General features: G+C 53.4%; 11 protein-coding genes. 5 read left to right on the top strand and 6 right to left on the bottom strand.

Annotated elements, in window-relative coordinates; translation table 11 throughout:
• Window positions 1–43: 43 nt before the first annotated feature.
• The 3 genes from F4555_RS02305 to F4555_RS02295 are packed head-to-tail and all read right to left on the bottom strand — an operon-like array spanning window position 44 to window position 2,951.
• On the bottom strand, window positions 44–937 hold the full coding sequence (locus F4555_RS02305; protein WP_004012801.1) for a type II secretion system F family protein: 894 nt from the start codon (window positions 935–937) through the stop codon (window positions 44–46).
• A 9-nt stretch (window positions 938–946) separates the two neighbouring features.
• Window positions 947–1,864: a type II secretion system F family protein gene (locus F4555_RS02300; protein WP_004012802.1), complete on the bottom strand. Its 918-nt coding sequence runs from the start codon at window positions 1,862–1,864 to the stop codon at window positions 947–949.
• Window positions 1,857–2,951, bottom strand: a complete 1,095-nt coding sequence (locus tag F4555_RS02295) for a TadA family conjugal transfer-associated ATPase (protein WP_004012803.1) — start codon at window positions 2,949–2,951, stop codon at window positions 1,857–1,859. The genes F4555_RS02300 and F4555_RS02295 overlap by 8 nt, the downstream gene beginning before the upstream one ends.
• A gap of 282 nt (window positions 2,952–3,233) precedes the next feature.
• Here F4555_RS02295 and F4555_RS02290 point away from each other — a divergent pair, with 282 nt between their 5' ends.
• Window positions 3,234–4,301, top strand: coding sequence for a phosphotransferase (locus F4555_RS02290; protein ID WP_004012804.1), 1,068 nt, complete (start codon window positions 3,234–3,236; stop codon window positions 4,299–4,301).
• Here the strand turns inward: F4555_RS02290 and F4555_RS02285 are convergent.
• Window positions 4,270–7,911, bottom strand: a complete 3,642-nt coding sequence (locus F4555_RS02285; RefSeq protein ID WP_115325496.1) for an ATP-dependent helicase — start codon at window positions 7,909–7,911, stop codon at window positions 4,270–4,272. The two genes, F4555_RS02290 and F4555_RS02285, sit on opposite strands and share 32 nt — an antisense overlap.
• Window positions 7,904–11,437 (bottom strand): PD-(D/E)XK nuclease family protein, encoded by a 3,534-nt coding sequence (locus F4555_RS02280; protein ID WP_115326090.1) that lies wholly within the window; start codon window positions 11,435–11,437, stop codon window positions 7,904–7,906. Before F4555_RS02280 ends, F4555_RS02285 begins: the two co-directional genes overlap by 8 nt.
• A gap of 122 nt (window positions 11,438–11,559) precedes the next feature.
• Here F4555_RS02280 and F4555_RS02275 point away from each other — a divergent pair, with 122 nt between their 5' ends.
• Window positions 11,560–11,781 (top strand): DUF3107 domain-containing protein, encoded by a 222-nt coding sequence (locus F4555_RS02275; protein WP_004012807.1) that lies wholly within the window; start codon window positions 11,560–11,562, stop codon window positions 11,779–11,781.
• A 150-nt stretch (window positions 11,782–11,931) separates the two neighbouring features.
• Here F4555_RS02275 and F4555_RS02270 read toward each other — a convergent pair whose 3' ends face one another.
• On the bottom strand, window positions 11,932–12,555 hold the full coding sequence (locus F4555_RS02270) for a ferritin-like fold-containing protein (protein WP_004012808.1): 624 nt from the start codon (window positions 12,553–12,555) through the stop codon (window positions 11,932–11,934).
• Window positions 12,556–12,625: 70 nt separating this feature from the next.
• On the opposite strand from F4555_RS02270, the gene F4555_RS02265 reads away from it, so the two are divergent.
• From F4555_RS02265 to F4555_RS02255, 3 genes are all read left to right on the top strand, one after another.
• Window positions 12,626–14,854, top strand: coding sequence for a cell wall-binding repeat-containing protein (locus F4555_RS02265; RefSeq protein ID WP_004017455.1), 2,229 nt, complete (start codon window positions 12,626–12,628; stop codon window positions 14,852–14,854).
• Between the two features lie 84 nt (window positions 14,855–14,938).
• Window positions 14,939–16,510 (top strand): DEAD/DEAH box helicase, encoded by a 1,572-nt coding sequence (locus tag F4555_RS02260; protein WP_115325497.1) that lies wholly within the window; start codon window positions 14,939–14,941, stop codon window positions 16,508–16,510.
• Complete coding sequence (locus F4555_RS02255) at window positions 16,511–16,993, top strand: transglycosylase (RefSeq protein WP_004012811.1); 483 nt, start codon at window positions 16,511–16,513, stop codon at window positions 16,991–16,993.
• Window positions 16,994–17,052 lie beyond the last annotated feature (59 nt).

The following is a 17,052-nucleotide window of genomic DNA, read 5'->3' as shown; positions in this document are numbered from 1 at the left end:
ATGGCAGTACGGGGCGGTAGAGTTTTTAGTCACCCCGAAGGATTTAGCCGCCACCCGTCATTTGCAACGCCACCAAGCCAGGGTAAAGTGCGAAAACCACTGTCAGGGGCAGAATCAGGAACACCACCGGAATCATCATCCAAACTTCCTTTTTACCGCCTTGGGCGAGTAACTGGTTTCGGGCAGCCGAGCGGGAATCCGCCACCTGTTCGCGCAACACTTGCGCCAAAGGGGAGCCCCTTTCCAAGGCCGAAACCACCGCATCCACCAGGTGGGATAGAACCTCGGATTCAGTGCGGGTGCGCCAGGATGTCAGGCTCATGGACAGCGCTTCGCCCTGTTTGAGTTCGGCCATCAACCGGGTCAGTTCCTCGCCGGTTACCTGGGTGCAGCGACTGGCCACGCGTTCTAACGCCATGTACAGCGATTCGCCAGCTCCCACCGCTAAGGCAAGCAGTTCGATGGCATCGGGCAGTTCCTGGTTGAGCTGCATTTGACGTTGTTTGGCTCCAGCACTGAGACGATAATCGGGGTACACAACTCCCATCAAAGGAAATACCAAGATAGCGAAAATAGCGGCGAGCGGGTTGAGGGTATGCGCCGCTGCCCCCAGAATAGTCAACAGCAACGCGGCGATTCCCATCCAGATGGCTCCAAGTTTTTGGCGACGCCGGATTTCCGACAACGTGGTTTTAGAACCCGCCAGCACAATGCGTCGCCGCACCGATTCGTCACTGGAAACCAAGCCCAGCTCGCGCAGGGATGCCAGACGGTGAGGGATTCTCGTTGGCGATTCCCCATTAAGATATGGCTTCAACCGCCACATCGGGAACACTCCCGGGATATTTCGTGGTACCGACACCACCAGGATTGCCAAACCCAGACAAGCCACAGCCAAGGCAGCGCAGCTGGCGGTGATAAAAATATTTCCCGGCATGGCTTCCCCTTAGTTTCCCATCATTCGCGGTGCCCGGTTAAGGCGACCGAAACGAAGCATCAATAGATACGCCACCACCGAGACAACCGCCCCGCTAGTCAAGATGACACTGCCCGTGGGAGTGGCATAGATTTCAAGGGTCTGGTCTTTAGCCAGCAGCATGGCCAAAATCAGCCAGGGCGCAACAGCCGCTAACCTTGCCCCAGTTACTGTCCAGGATTGGCGGGCGAGAATCTCGGCGCGGGTACGTTCCTCGGCTCGAATCATCGACCCGAGGTCTTCAAGCAGCGCCACCAGGTCATTGCCACCTACCTGAGCCGCCAGCCGCAAGGCCTCAATGATACGGTCAGCTACCGGGTCAGCCAGTTCGTTTTTCAGCATAGCAAGGGAGCCGTCAAGGTTGCCCCGCGCGTGGTAGTCCAAGACGAAGTGCGCAAATGGTGCTTGGAGGGACGGGGGAACACTAGTGGCAACTTTTGTTAGGGTCTCTCCCAGACTCATTCCCGCTCGCACCCCCGAAATTAGATTATCCACCACGTGTGGCCAGGCTTTGCCTCGGGCATTCTGGATTTTGCTGCGTTTCACATTCAAGCTCAAGTACGGAGTAAATGCCGCCAAAAGCCCGCCTAAGACTGCTACTACCCCTAGTTTCACGACAATCATCAGGGCAAGGCTGCATCCCAACGCACATCCAGCCGAGATTAGTAAAAAACGTGGCATGCTCAGGTTTTTACCCGCTGCCTGGCTCCACGAGTTGAAACGACGCTGTTGGCGTTGCCACCAATCATCGAGGTTTGCCCAGTTGGAAGCCGGTCGCATCGGCATGGTTTTGTGCCAAATCACCAGGTACAGGCCAATTCCCACCAAGATTACCGGCACAATATCCCCAGCATAGTCAGACGCGAAAAAAGCGGTATTTTCAAGCATCTTGAGGCTCCACAAGAGTTGACAGGTAACGGGCTCGCGAGCCGAAGGCGGCTTCAAAGTCAAAGGTGGCGCTTTGGGCAGTCCAGGCTATGTTTCGGGGAACAGCTGACGCGTCGTCCGGTGTTGAGCTTGCTATGCCAGTCAGGTTTTCCAAATCCGCCGGGTTTGGCCGATAGAGAGACACGCCCCCAATCTGGCCGTTTTCTACGCTGCGATCGAGAGCGACGATTTCACTAACCGCCCGGCTGCCTTGCCAGGTGCCCCGCAGCTGCACTACCAAGTCGATAGCGTTGGCTACCGTGGGAACCACGAAGGCGGCAGTCACGTTTTCTCCGGCTAAGAGTGGCAAAGTCGTCAGCTTCATCAGGGCAGCTCGCGCTGTATTGGCGTGGATAGTTGACATTCCGGGAATGCCACAGTTCAAAGCAATCAGCATGTCTAGGCTCTCCGCCCCGCGTACCTCCCCGATAATCAGTCGGTCAGGTCGCATTCGCAGGCTTTCTTTCACTAGGTCACGCAAGGTTATCTCGCCATGTCCCTCCATTGAGGCGTTGCGAGTTTGCATGGCGACACAGTCGGCTGATTTTAGGTTTAGCTCCAAGACTTCTTCGCAAGTCACAACCCGTTGATTGCTTGGGATTTCCCCGCAAAGCGCCCGTACTGTCGTGGTTTTCCCCGCCTGGGTGGGGCCAGATACCAAAATATTCAGCCCAATTTTGACCGCTTCTTTCAAGAAAAGCGCCACGGAGCTCGGAATCAACCCCAGTTTTACCAAGTCGGTAATCCGTCGGGCTTTGGCGTGATGTTTACGAATGTTTATCGACCAGTTCGCAGTAACCGGTGGTATCACCACGTGCAGCCGCTCTCCGGTAGCCAAAGTGGCATCCACACATGGATTGGCGTAATCCAGATGCCTGCCACTGGAACGCAACATCCGTTCGACTAGAGATTCCACTTCCTTCTCGCTGAGCAAAAGATTCGTCAACTCGGCTCTGCCATTTCGTGAACAAAATATTTCCGTGGGACTGTTTAGCCAGATTTCCTCAACCTCTGCGTCATCCAGTAGTGGCTGAATCGCACCGTACATCGCATCACCTTTATCACTCCACTAAATATGCGGGTTCATGAGTTGCTTCCCGATATTTCTTGCTTAGTTTCAGTTAGATTTAACTTGGAACAGAGATTAAAACCAAGCATTCTTTAAGCATTTTCTAAGCTTTTACCCACGAAATACCCAGGTATCCAGTAGTGTTGCCACCTTTTGCCAAATTTCGCTCGACACAAGTTTAAAGAGAGTTTTTCCGGAATGATTCATTGGTCAGCCCCGTCGCCCATACCATATCCGCCGTGTCTTGGTTAGACTTGGAGAATGAGCGAGAATCTGTTTCTGACTTTGGCTGCCCTCGCTACTGTGGCTTGCCCGGATTTGGAGGTTGAGGGCTTGTGTCCTCCCACCGGGGATGATGAGGATTTCGCCTGGACGGGAGTACTTGACCACGAATCTAGCCGCTGGATGGTGTTAGCTTCGCTCAGTGACACGGGAAAGGAATCGCTGGAAAAACAAGAAAAAATTCTTGCTATGCTCGCTAACTATCACGACGCGCATCGGATTACATTCGAGGTTCCCCGCCCGGTGGGACGTACCAATGGTCATATTTCACGCGGGGATGCTGGCGGGATTGTCCCCCCAGAGGTAATCTCATTGCAGGCGATAGTTTACCGAATGCTTCCCGGTAATCCCTTGGAGTTTGGCGATATCGGCGCTAATTCCGACATGGCTCGCAGTCTCGGTAGGGCTATCGCCATGTTGCATGAGGTGCCTGCCAGCATAGTGCCTCATTCCGGGTTACCTAGCTTTACCGTAGCGGAAATTCGCGACAAACTGCGTGAAAAGCTCTCGACTGCGGTTTCAACCGGCTTGGTACCCCCAACCCTGCAAGCTCGGTGGGAGCAAGCTTTAGATGAAGATGCCTGGTGGCGCTTTCATCCCACTTTTGTCCACGGTTCCCTAGAGGCGCAAACGGTTCTAGTGGCCGATTCCCGAGTGCTAGGGATATCGGATTTCTCCGAGGTCTGTGTAGATGATCCCGCTAAAGACCTGGCTTGGCTGTTGACCGAGTTATCGGAGCAAACTGTGGACTCAATTTTTGATGCCTATCACTTGGGTCGTGCAGAAGGCGCAGATTCTTTCCTGCGACAGCGCAGCGAGCTGTATAACGAGCTAGCCTTGGTGGACTGGCTCAACTGGGGAGTATCACAGGAAAACCCCGCGATTATTGCCGACGCCCAAGAGCTGATGGAAGAGCAATTGGAACGTTTGGATGGGGACTTATCGCTGACCGGAAAGCCACTATTTGATGCCGACACGGACACAATTGAACTTGATGGTTCCAAGGACGCACCCACTACAAATTCTTCTGAGACAGAAACTCCGTAGCTTCGGTTTCACCACGTTTGAGTAGTTTATAAAGGTACTCAGGGGTATAGTCTGGCATTTTCAGGTGTTCGAGGATACTCTCTAGGGTCAACACTTGATGCTCGGTTTCACCTTCTTTCAAATACACGTAGGCACATTGGATGTCTTGCGAGTCGAGTTCCGGGTGAGTTTGCAACCAATACAACCGATAGATTCCCAACTGGTGCAAATACCTCTCGTATTGGGGGGGATGTGGATGCGACGCGGTTTTCCAATCTACAATCCAGGTGGTGCCGCAGCTACGCTCTTGGAAAACCGCGTCGATACGCAGGGGAACCTCGAATCCCTCGGTGCCTTCCCCCACGACGAGACTGCCACTGTGCTCTATATCCATAACGGCTTTCCCCTTTAGGAATTGGAGGTTTTCCCAAGTCTGACGGTAACAATCCAGTTTCAGGCGGGAATCAGCATCCAAAGTGGCTTCACTCCCGTCGGGAATGTCCAAGGTGGGCTGTCCCAACTGCTGGGCAATCCAGGCGTGCATGATTATCCCCAGCCGCGCCGCAGGTGAGGGTGGAAGCGGCAGCGGACGCAGCTTTTGTAGCATAAAGTCATCACTTGACTCGTCGAGCTTCACCACGGAGGTGGCGGCGATTTGACGCAGTAGCGTGCTCGAATCTAAGCGTGGACGGGGCGCGTTATACAGTTTCCATACTCGCCAGCTCAAACTGCCAGGAATGGCCGATTCGAGTGCCTGAGAATCCGGGGGATTTTCTGCCGCCACCGTAACCATTTGGTAGGAGCGTTGCAGCCCGGCCACGTCCCAGGGAAATGTTTCGGGTCGAATGGACTCTGGAGGCAAATCCAGCCAGGAAGGAGCCTGCCACAGTCCCGCTTCGAATTCCTGAACATTCGGGTTAGCTTCCTCTGGCTCCGTAAAGCAGGGATTTATATCCCCCAACCAGTCAGGCAGGTGCATAAACTCTTGAGAATTCACGAGTGTCATGCCTTTATTCGGCTTTTCCATGCAGAACAATTTCGCGTCTTCACCAAGCAAAACCCGGAAGAAAGCCCCCGGTTTCGCAGTGTTGACATTGCAACCCTTGAACCAGCTCATAGAGAGGAACAAGTGGCTTTTAGCCCGAGTGAAAGCCACATAAGCAAGATTGGCTTCTTCTTTGAGGTGGTGCAGAGTCCGCACCCCATCGTATTGCTCTAAAAACTTGCGGGAACGGTCTTTTTCCCCGAGTTGTCTGAGGTTTATCTCATATTGAGGTAGACTGTCCCGGTCCCCACGCAGAGGGTAGGGCAAAACAAAGTAGTTTTTAAGCCAGATTTCGGTGCGATTATCTGGAAAGTTTCCCTCGGACAAGCCGGGAACCGCCACGTAATCCCATTCCAGTCCCTTAGCCGCATGTACCGTAATGACCTGAACTTTTTTGGTGTCGACTGCCTCCTGGAACTGCCCCACTTCCTTTTCTTCACTCTCAGCCACGTCCAACCACTCCAAAAATGCCCGCAAGGTGGCTTGTCCGCTGCGTTCGAAGTCTTCAATAATCGACAAAAATATCGTGAAGGCTTCTTCCTGGTAAGGGGTTCCTGGAATCCGCTGTTCTATATCCAGACCCAACAGTTTCGCGGCTAGTTTAGCCATTTGTAGGGGGGTGGCATAGGAGACATGCTTTTCAAGTTTGGCGATGATTTCCCGAAGTATAGCGAGTCTTTCTCGCCCGGGCTGAGAGACGCTGGCACCTATCTGGCTTTTCATCACTTCTTGGAAGGGTAGTACGGTTCTGCCGGCCGCTTTACTGATAGCCTCGAGATCTTCGCGCGATAAACGGAAGCGATTGAGCAACAGCAACAGGCTTCCTGAGTTTTGCGGATTCACCACTACGTTTAGTGCCGCACGTACCAAAACCACTCCCGGATCCAGTAAGGCACTTTCCCTGGCTTGTAGCTGGAAGGGAATTCCCCGACGCGACAATTCGCGCAAAATGGGTAGCATAATGCTTTTCTTGCGGCACAGCACCGCAGCTGTAGGGAGACTAGGAGGTTGTCCCACTCGGCCTGCGGCCTGCCAGGCAGCGGTTTTCTCTACAGCTTGCTCCAGGTCTTTACGCCAATTTTCAAGGAAATTTGCCACTGCCTGGGCTTCGTCGGTGTCGGTGAGGAATGGAGCCCCATAGACACGACCTAAATCTGGACTAGCTCCGGGACGCAGGGATAAATCGGGCATAATGAAGTTTTCGTTTTTGCCCTCTGTCCGGTTTTGTTCAGCGATTTCAGAAGCAATGCAATTCGCTACGTTCAAGATGGCGGCGTCATTCCTCCACGAGGTTCGCAGTGTCAAGGACGCGACCTTCGAGGGATTATCGGAAAAATACTTGGGAAATTCCTCTATCGAGGCGGCCGAGGCCCCCCGCCAGGCATAAATGGCCTGGTTAGGATCCCCCACCGCTGTCACCGCGTGATTCCTAAACAGCGCGGAGAGGTATTTTAACTGCGCAACCGACGTGTCTTGGAACTCATCAAGCAACACCAACTGGTATCGCTGCTGGTAGCTTTGAGAAATGTTCGCGACTTTTTTCAACAATTCCACTACTTCCCGGGTCTGATCGGAAAAATCGGCAAACCGCAGTTGGGCTTTGCGGGTATTGAACGCCCGAATCACTTCCACTGCATCCACCCCGAAGCGCATTACTTCTACAGTTCGTTCCAAGTCCTTTTTGGCTTGGCTGGTCAAAGGTAAATCCAGATTTGTTATCTCTGCGCCAAGCGCCTTTTCTCGCTGTTTATCATTGGCTGCTTTAGCGGCTTTTTTGGCTGCTTTCAAGGGCTCCAGTGCTTCGTCTAGCTTTTGGGAGGCTAATAACTCGCGCTGCGCCGTCGCGAGGAAGTCCGCATAGAGCTTTTTCATAGTGTTCAAGTCCACCACATGCGCATTGACATCCCCCGCCAGGTGCAGCAGTCCCTCAATAAAGTTCCCTACCGAGGCACCTTCCTCTTCTCGATAGGAGAGATTAGAAACCCAGGTTTCTAAAATCTGAGACATAATTTGAAACCGGGTGCCATCAGTGATGGTTTGGTAGCCGGAATCTCTACCGGCCAGCACCCCGAACTCTGTCAGCACTTTGGAGGCTAAGGCATCATAAGTGGAAACTTCTACCCCACTGCGCAGTATCCGAGAAGTCATCCCGGATTCCTGCAAAGCATGTAGCCCAGCAGTCAAGCTCCGAATGAAACCGTGAATCTTTGAGTCGTCTCGCCACTGCCAGTCCCCCTTCAGCTGACGACACATCTCGACTTCAAAACGCGATGGGCTGGCTACAAACTTTTCCAGATTTTGTGCCAGGTTATCTAGGCGCAAAGCGAAACGCTGCCCCATTTCAGCAGTGGCTTTCTTGGTAAAGGTCAGTCCTAGGACGCTTTGGGGGGAAATCGCCCCGTTTACCACCCAGTAAACCAGGCGATTCGCAATGGTCTCGGTTTTTCCGCTGCCCGCCCCAGCAACCACCAACAGCGGCTCAAGGGGTGCCTTAATAACCTGTTCCTGTTCCTCAGTTGGGGGAAACGCTTTGGTCAGCAACGCTAAATGCTCCGGATTCAATATTTCGATACTGGTTTTACGCATAGTATTCCACCTCCACAGGTAGGGTGTTCGCCTTGAAAAAACTCCCGCTTTCTTGTCTTTGTACCAATTGCCGCCCCGCTAAAGCCGCAACTGCCAAGTTCACTCGATCTTGCAAGAACTCTGCCAAGGTTGTCCCCTCTGGGTCCCCATGTCCGAAATCTGTTTCCCCACGACGCTTTTTCTCTATCCAAGTTTGGGAATCTTGTAACAAAAGACGGTGTTGTGCGGTAAAAGGTTTGGCTATTTTCACCACCGTCAGCTCATCGGCTAGACTGCCTTGAGCTATGACCGTAGTCTTATCCCCTCTTAGCCCCACAATCCAGGCGGCATCAGCAACGAGTCCCTGCGGGGCACCGCCTATCGGCCGACCCTCATTAAAAGCCTTCTGGTAAAGCAATAGCTGCAGGTTATTCGCCACCTTAGGCTTGGTATAGTTACCTAAACTCCCAGTTTTATAGTCGGCTAAGACAATTCCACTCTCGGTAAATAGCACCCGGTCAATACGAGCCGTGTAAGAGATTTGTCCCAGATTATTACTGTCCGGGATTGTCATACGGTAACCACACTCAAATAAAGAAGGAACTTGGTGGTCGTAAAGGAATTCATTCATCCTTTTCAAGAGGTAGTTTAAACGGCGTTCAAAATTAATAAACATCCAGTTTTCTGCCCGACTCCCTTCCAGGAGTTTTTCCATCAAACCCGCAGTTTCCTCGCAAATTTCTTCGCGTTTAAGCTTATCCACTTTATCATCACAGCTACTGCCATACCAATGTCTTCGACCCATTTCTTCGGCTACTTTATGAATCAAAGTACCAATAATTGCTGCATTATATTCTTCCTCTCGTTCATCTTCATATCCCAAGCGAGACATTTCGGTATCAAAAGGATTATTTAACAGACTTTCCATCCCTGAAGCGCGAATTCGGAACACTGGTTTATTCTCAACGGTAGTTTCCCCGGCAGAAACTGCGGGTTCCACAACGGTGGGCCGTAATATTCCCATCCAGTTTTCCGGGTTCGCCGCCCGGGCGGCGGAACCAGGAGCGTTACCCAACCAAGCTAAAAGACTCGCAGCCTCACTCTGTTCAGCACTGCCCACTCCTAACATTTGAACCTGTGCGTCGCTAAGCATGGTCAATATTCGCAATCGAGCAACCATGTCACGCAGATTACTGGGAGGATTATCCAACAGAGCAAAGCTAGCCGTCCCCGCACCGCTGTTTTCTGTCCCCTCTGGTTTGGGAGTAAAACCAACCACATCTTTATGAACAACTATCGCGGGATTATCCGCTAGACGAAGTACCAAGGGCGAAGGACTCTCGAAATCACCAGTCGTGGTTCCCAATACCAAGGTTTCAGTGGCGCGGGTAATGGCTGCCAGGAAGCGTCGCAAATCAGCATGGAATGACCATTGGAATCCCGCTTTTATCACTTCCAGATTCGCACAATCTGTTCCGGTATCGTCACGGCTCAAGTCAAACATAGAGGTACCTAATAAGTCCCCCGGCCAGCTACGGCTCGGCCAGGCGCCGTCATTCAGACCCGCCACCGCCACCACTTTCCAGTGTCTAGAAGCTGCCCCGATGGGAGTGGTGATAGTTACTGCATCGGTACTTTGATGGTGGGGAGCCACGCTAACAGTAGGCAGGCTACGGTCAAGCATTTTTTTCGCGAACACGGCGGCATCGCCCCCCGGATAACGCTGTTCATACCAGTCAGCGGCCTTGAACAAGTCCATAACCAAGTCCAGCTCTAAGTTGAGCTGATCACGAACTATCGAATCCAACTCTGATGTGAAAGTTAGTTCCCGTAATTCTTCGCCCCGTCCTAGACCATCCCATAAAACCCACAGCATCATCTGGACATTGCCGCTGTCCTTTTGCCACAAATCCTGCACCTTGATCAACACTTCGTAGAGCTCCGCCAGCCTCTTGGCATCGCCCAGGGCGAAAACCGTCTCGAGGTCTTGATTGTGGAAGGGTCGAGATGCCAGTAAATCCTCCCAGAATTCCTTTACCCACGGCAGAATTCCGAGTTTATTGGTATTCATTTCCCAAGCGGAGATGGCGGACTCAAAATCTGCGGCTTGCGAAAAATCGGATTGTCGTGGCATGGGGTATGCCAAGTCTTTCAGCGCATCATCCAGTTGCCGCAGTCTCGCCGACCCCCAACCAAAGAACTCGGATTGTAAGAAATCCGTTATCAAGAAATCCGTAAAATCCCAGGTTTTCGCGCAAGCCAGTTTCAAAAGTCGCAACAGCCAAGCGCTGAACCTCCCTTCGTTTATCTGGGAAGTAGCTTCGGACAAAGACGCCGGAACACCCAAGGACTTGAGCTGCTGGCAAACCGAGTGCCCTACCGCCTTCGAATTGACCAACACCGCCATCTGCGAATACGGCACTGAGGGGTCGGAAAACAGGTGTACTTCTTGTAAAAACCGTCCGATAAATCGGTATTGGCGAGCATCGTTCGCGGCCTCTATGAGATGCACACCCGACAAACCGTCCTCCGCTGACGGCTTTTCCTGGGACACCGGGTGAGCCTCACCCAGCGGCTTCCACAAGTCGAGCGTAGTACTAACCCCAAAAGTGTTAACTGTATCACGCCAAAAAGACTCCAGCCGGTCGTTGGCATAGGTTTCGGTCAGCATTTTTTGCCTAACTTTACGTCCCGAGAGATTGGCTTGCAACCGCTGTGCCAACTGCTGCAAAGCCTGGGGCTCGCCCCCGCGATACTCGTTACAAGACAAATCCGCCAATCCCACCGCCACAACTTGGGTTCCGGTAGCCGCCCATTGACAAACAATTTCTTGCATTAGCCCATTGGCATTTTGCCAATCATCCAAAAGTACTAGGCTCGGCTGTGCCACATGTTTCCCGGCCTCGAGAGCCTGTAAATATTCTTCGTAAAGACTGCCGGCATCCAGCTCCCACGGGTTTTTCCCACCCTGGCTCTGGCTGGTCTTGACCTGTTGGCGCAGTTTACCCAAAATCCCGCGTACCCAGGGGTGTAATGCCCCCAAAGTGCGTTGTTTCTCGACACAGCGCACCCGGTAAAGCCCATCGAGCAGGTTTTGCCGAAAACCTTGCGTACCGACAGCAGCCGCAAATCCACCGGGAACATTGGATTCCAACCACGGATCCATCCAGGCCAAAACTTCCGCGTCCGAGAGTAAACGCACTTCGCTGCAATCCGCCGCCCGGCGCATCTCGTTGAAAAAACCCCAGACCGCGCTGGCGAAAGAACGACTGTCCCCCACTACCGCGTTGTCTAGACGCAAATCAAAGGCACGTCGAGCCAACGCTTTGGCCTGGGCCCCGCTGCCGGTCAAGGCCAGGGATTCCTCCCAGCAATTCAACAACACAGCCAGCAGGGTGGTTTTCCCACTAGCCGGTAACCCCGACACAACAACGTGTTCACCCCGGGCGACTCCTTCAAGCACAGGGCGAAATTGCTGAATTTCACCGCCCAACGCGGCGGCTAACAGCAGCTCAGCAGCATTCAAAACTTCAGCTCTATCATTCATACCTAACACTGTACAAGAGGGTTGTACCCCAAAATTTCCCTTCGTTACACCCAAGTAATTTCGCATGGTCGCAACGAAAACCATAGAATACTTAGAGAGATAAAAACCAGTAAAGGACGGACATGGAAATCAAGATTGGGATTAAAAACGTCTCCCGGGAACTTGCTTTGGATTTGGACACCAACTCCGAAGAACTCAAAGCTCAACTCACCTCGGCTATCAAAACCCAGGAAACCATTGACCTAGTTGACAAACGTGGGGCACACACCCTGGTCAGTGGCGCGGATATTGCCTACGTAGAATTCTCGCCCGAGCATCAAAACCGCATCGGTTTCGCCCTGTAAATCAAACGGCCGGGATGCCCGACAATAGACAACTCCGCCACCGGACAAGCCCAGTTGACTCGCGTCGGAGCAATCCCCGTTTACGCTAAAAATGCGGCTCACACCTCATGAAGCCGAAACCAACGACGCGACCAACCAAGCCGAGCCGAACTAATAAGTCAACCCCAAATCCTGCATGCGCCTAGAATGCGAAGTCGTGATTTTGTCCGCGATTTCACGCACATCGCGCTGCGGGGGAATCAAATCCGGATAAGCCTCGAGCAGATTCTTTACCCCAGCCAAAGTTTCACCCGCGACTCGCCGCCCCCACATAGAGAGGCGCGCCGCCAAAGTAGGATCTTCACTAATCGCCCCGGAAAGGCGCGAACGCACCCACGGCGCATGCCCGGTCGCTCCCGTTACCCCCAGGATTCCGGCCAAATCCGCCCCGGCATCCTCGCCTACAATCGACTCTAAATCCACTAAAACCCCAACGAACACATAGCTTTTTACCATGCGCTCCCACCAGTCTCGCGGACGGGTACGCGCCTCCATATCGTCAAAGAAACCCACGAAAGGCTGAGTTAACACCGCCAAGTCCAGGCTGCGGCGGGTCGCGAAGGCCTCGAGGTCATCAATCGCCGTCACAAAGGACACGCCCATTCGCGCCAAAGTGAGCTGGTCAGTGAAGTTTGTGGTTTGGGAAACATCGCGAGCCAGACGGGCATAAGCCGTTATCCGCGCGAACGCCACCAGACCCAAAAGATTGTCTCGAGAGGCAGAAGTGTTATCCATACTGCTATTCTAGTCCAATCAATGAGGTGAACTCACTGACAAAGGCTCTGTAAAATCGGAAGATGAAAAGATGAAAGATACCTCGGTTCGTGTGAATTCCCGGCTACGCTGGGTTTCGGGTTGGCGCTGGGCACGCCTCACTTTGGCGGCGGGGATTTCTGTGGGGTTGGGGGTTACTTTAACTCCAGTTTCATTAGGTGCCATTTCTCAAAACGCCGTAAACACAAGTATTAAAGCCACCCAAGGCCCTTCGTACAGCCCCCAGCCCAGCGCTACCCCAGCCCCAAAAACCTTCGAGATTACCCCACCTCATGACCGCAGCGAAACCACTGCTCGCAACGATTTTGAGCGCATCTGGACAGCTACAAACCAAACCGTGCCCTTCTCACAAAACACCGTGATTTCCACTTGCACCCCGGGAAGCCCCAACCCAGAGGCTACCAATCGAATGTTGGGGATATGGAACTATACGCGAGCTTTGAACGGATTGGAACCCGTTCAAATTCATGCTGACTCCCCGGCGGCACAGCCAGCGCAGGCGGCAGCTCTCACTGCCGCCATCGGGCCGGTGGCCTCCTCGAATCCGGGCGCGGTTAAGGGTGCCACCTGCGTCACCCCCGACGTGCAACTAGCTTCCGGGGCGGGAGTTATCGCTAGACTCGACGGGATTGTTACCCCTGCCACCGAAATCTTGCGCTATATCACCGAGGCCTCCCTCGATAACGTAAACGACAACCTGGGACACCGCCTGGAGCTTTTCGCACCACAACAGGCTTATACCACTATCGGCGCTGTCTCCATTGGTACTTCGGGGCCTTGCGCATCTTCGATTCAGCTCTTTGATGAAAGCTATCGGACGGCAAAACGTCCCCTGTCTCCGTCCCTGTGGCGCCAAAACGCCGTCACGCCCAAGCATCTCGCCTGGCCCAGCCCGGGGTTCTTCCCCACTCGTTTACTGCCCACCGGCGCCAAAGAAGACATCTCCCGCTGGTCTTTTTCCGCCCAGTGTGCGGATTTACGACAAGCCACAGTCAGTGTCACTGACCCGAAAGGAAACGCGGTTCCCCTAGAAGTCATCCATCGCGAGGAACCTGGATCGGATGTCAATAAAACCCCTTGGGAATACGCCGGATATGACACGGTTTTGTTCAAAATCCCGCTGTCACACCTGGAGATTCCGCAGTTTTATGACCAGTCGGAATATCGGGTCAAGATTTCGGGGATACAAACCGCCTCAGGATGTATGCCACAGCCCGCCGACGTGTCTTATAACGTAAAGCTGTTCAATTCTTCCTGGCCGGCCGACCCGCAAGGGGATGCGGATAGCGACGGGGTACCGAACTTCAAGGATGCTCACCCCCTGATTCCAGATTTAACAACCTCACGGCTGGCCGGAGCGAATCGAATTGAAACCGCAGCCCGAATTGCTTTGGAAATGCCATATAAAGCTACAAAGGTCTATCTGGCACGTAGCGACCTCTTGGTTGATGCCCTGGTGGGTGGCTCTCTGAAAGATGGCCCCGTGTTGTTATTGTCGCCTCATGAAACTGCCATACCACCCATCGTCACGCAAGTAGTAAACACACTGAACCCCAGCGAAGTCGTCGCCCTGGGGGGAACCAAAGCCGTTTCGAACCAAAAACTCTTTGCGATAGCCTCGGGACGCAAAGCCACCCGTTTGGGGGGCAGTAACCGCATCCAAACCTCTCTGATGATAGCCCGGAGGGTCGGAAACGGCGCAAACTCGCTTTATCTCGCCCAGGCCTACACGCCTCAAGGCAAAGCCAGCCCCGATGCTTTGACCGGGGCAACCCTGCCGGATGGGCCGATTACGCTGGTGAATTCTTCGGTTCCCACTATCGCCACAATCCGCCAACTGGCTGCTGACCTGCAGGTGAAACGCATAGTTGCCTTGGGAGGGTCGAGAGCGGTGCCAGAGAAAGTGTTACAAAACATTGCGATTGGACGACCCGCAACCCGCCTGGCCGGCGCTGACCGATACGAAACCTCACTCGAAATAGCCTTGGAATCCTCGCGGCTGCACCCCACCAATCGGGTGTACCTAGCGCGCGGTGACGTATTTGCGGATGCCGTAGCGGGAACCAAACTACAAAACGGCTCTATACTGTTGGTTCCCCCGGAATGTAAACCACTACAACCCGAAGTACTCAAAGTTTTGTCCACGTTGCGCGCCTTCCAAATTACGGCTTTGGGCGGACAAAACGCGGTGTGTGAGTCTAATCTCGAAGCGACCAAAGAATGGCCAGACGTGGTTAACGAGACCGTCACCGATTTCTAAGCCGCGTTATTTCGCCTCCGCTAATCTCTAGCCGCACGTGCCTTGGTAGAATAAGCCTGAGCAACAGATAGGGAGGAAGCATACGTGAACAGCGAAACCGACCTGGAGTATCCCCAACCAAACCAAGAAGTTGACGCGGATATTACCGGGGTAAACGACCTGAACGCCAACCAGGACAAGACTTTTTCCGATTTCGGGGTGGAACCTGAAATTGTGGCCGCCCTGGCGGATAAAGGCATCATTCACCCCTTTCCCATCCAGGCTTTGACCCTGCCGGTAGCAATTGAGCGTCACGATATTATCGGTCAAGCCAAAACCGGTACGGGCAAAACCCTGGGTTTCGCGATTCCAATTTTGCACGACATTATTGGACCTGGTGATGAAGGCTGGGATGAACTGCCCTCTCCGGGGGCACCGCAAGCCCTGGTATTGCTGCCTACCCGTGAACTTGCCAAACAAGTCGCAGCCGAGATTCGCGCCGCAGCCTCTCACCGGGTAGCGCGCATCCTCGAAATATACGGTGGGGTTGGTTTCGACTCCCAGATTCAATCCCTCAAAGACGGGGTAGAAGTTGTGGTGGGCACCCCCGGACGCCTGATTGACCTGATGAAACACGGCGAACTACAGTTGAAAGAAGTTCGCACCCTGGTTTTGGACGAGGCTGACGAAATGCTCGATATGGGGTTCCTACCTGATGTAGAGGTTCTGATAGCCGCCACCCCACCGGAACGCCACACAATGCTGTTTTCGGCCACAATGCCAGGTCCAGTGGTGGCTCTGGCCAGACGCTACATGTATCAGCCCACACATATTCGCGCCGCTGACCCTTCTGATGATTCCAAGACAGTTCGCCAGGTGCACCAGTTTGCTTATCGGGTGCATTCCATGAACAAAGAAGAAGTCGTAGCGCGTATCTTGCAGGCGAAAAACCGGGGTTTGACGATTATTTTCACTCGCACCAAGCGCAGTTGCCAACGCTTGGCCGATGAGTTGACGAATCGGGGTTTCGCGGCGGGCGCGATTCACGGGGATTTGAATCAAAGTGCCCGGGAACAGGCGCTGCGGGCATTTCGCCACGGCAAGGTAGATGTGTTGGTAGCTACCGATGTGGCGGCGCGCGGAATTGACGTAGACGATGTAACCCACGTGATTAACTTTGAATGCCCCGAGGACGAGAAAACCTATATTCACCGTATTGGTCGCACCGCCCGAGCCGGGCATTCCGGAACAGCAGTTACTTTTGTGGACTGGGAGAGTGTCACTAGGTGGCGCGTGATTAACCGGGCGTTGGAACTAGGATTGGAAAATCCCACCGAAACCTATCACACTTCGGCGCATCTATATGCTGACCTAAATATTCCTATTGATACTCCCGGATATCTGCCTCGATCGCTACGAAAACGCGCGGGGTTGAATGCCGAAGCGCTAGAGGATTTGGGTGGGGATTCATTAGGTGCCAGCCGAAATGGACACCGTCACAAGAACCGCGATCATCACAAGAATCGAAAACGTCCCACGGATAAGAATGCTAAGTCGTCCCACCGCGCTAAAGATTCTGGTAAAAAGGATGGAGCGAAAGAATGCTCTAAGAAAGGCGAGGCGAAAAAACATCGCAAACGCAAGCGTATCCGCAGAAGTCACCAAGGGGAAGACTAAATGATAGATTATCTCACCCCCTTTGAAGGGGTTGTGTTTGGTGGCATTATCGCCCTGGGAATTCTCGCTATGTTAAGTCCCGAGGACACCACCCAAATGATTGGGGCTATCCTGTTGACGGCCGGTTTCTGGGGGGGAGTAATTGCCTTGATACGCGGTTTGCTGCACCGCGAGCCCGGGTCGTTGTACCTGTTGAGCTTTGTGGGCGCTTTAATTGCCGGACTGGTGAAATTCTTTGTGTTTCCCGATTTCGGTCAAGACGGTGAATCCAATGTGATTTGGGCTTTTATTGTCGGCATCGGAATTGCCGGTATTGTGGGAACCGGGTTGAATGCTTTGATTCGTAAGCCCCCCGAGGAACCGGAAAATACCCTCGAAACACCGTCGCAAACTGCCGAGGCACCGCCCGAAATGCAGCCGGTGCCCCTGCCCGGAAAAGACACAGACGATACCGTCGCGAGTTCCAACTCGGAAAGCAGCTAGTTCCAGAGTTAGGTTCCATGTGGATTTCGCTCTGCTTCGGGCGTTTTCCGAATTTTTCC

Origin of the sequence: Mobiluncus mulieris, from assembly GCF_014204735.1 — a bacterium.
Lineage (GTDB): Bacteria > Actinomycetota > Actinomycetes > Actinomycetales > Actinomycetaceae > Mobiluncus > Mobiluncus mulieris.
This window is presented reverse-complemented; position numbering and strand designations above follow the sequence as displayed.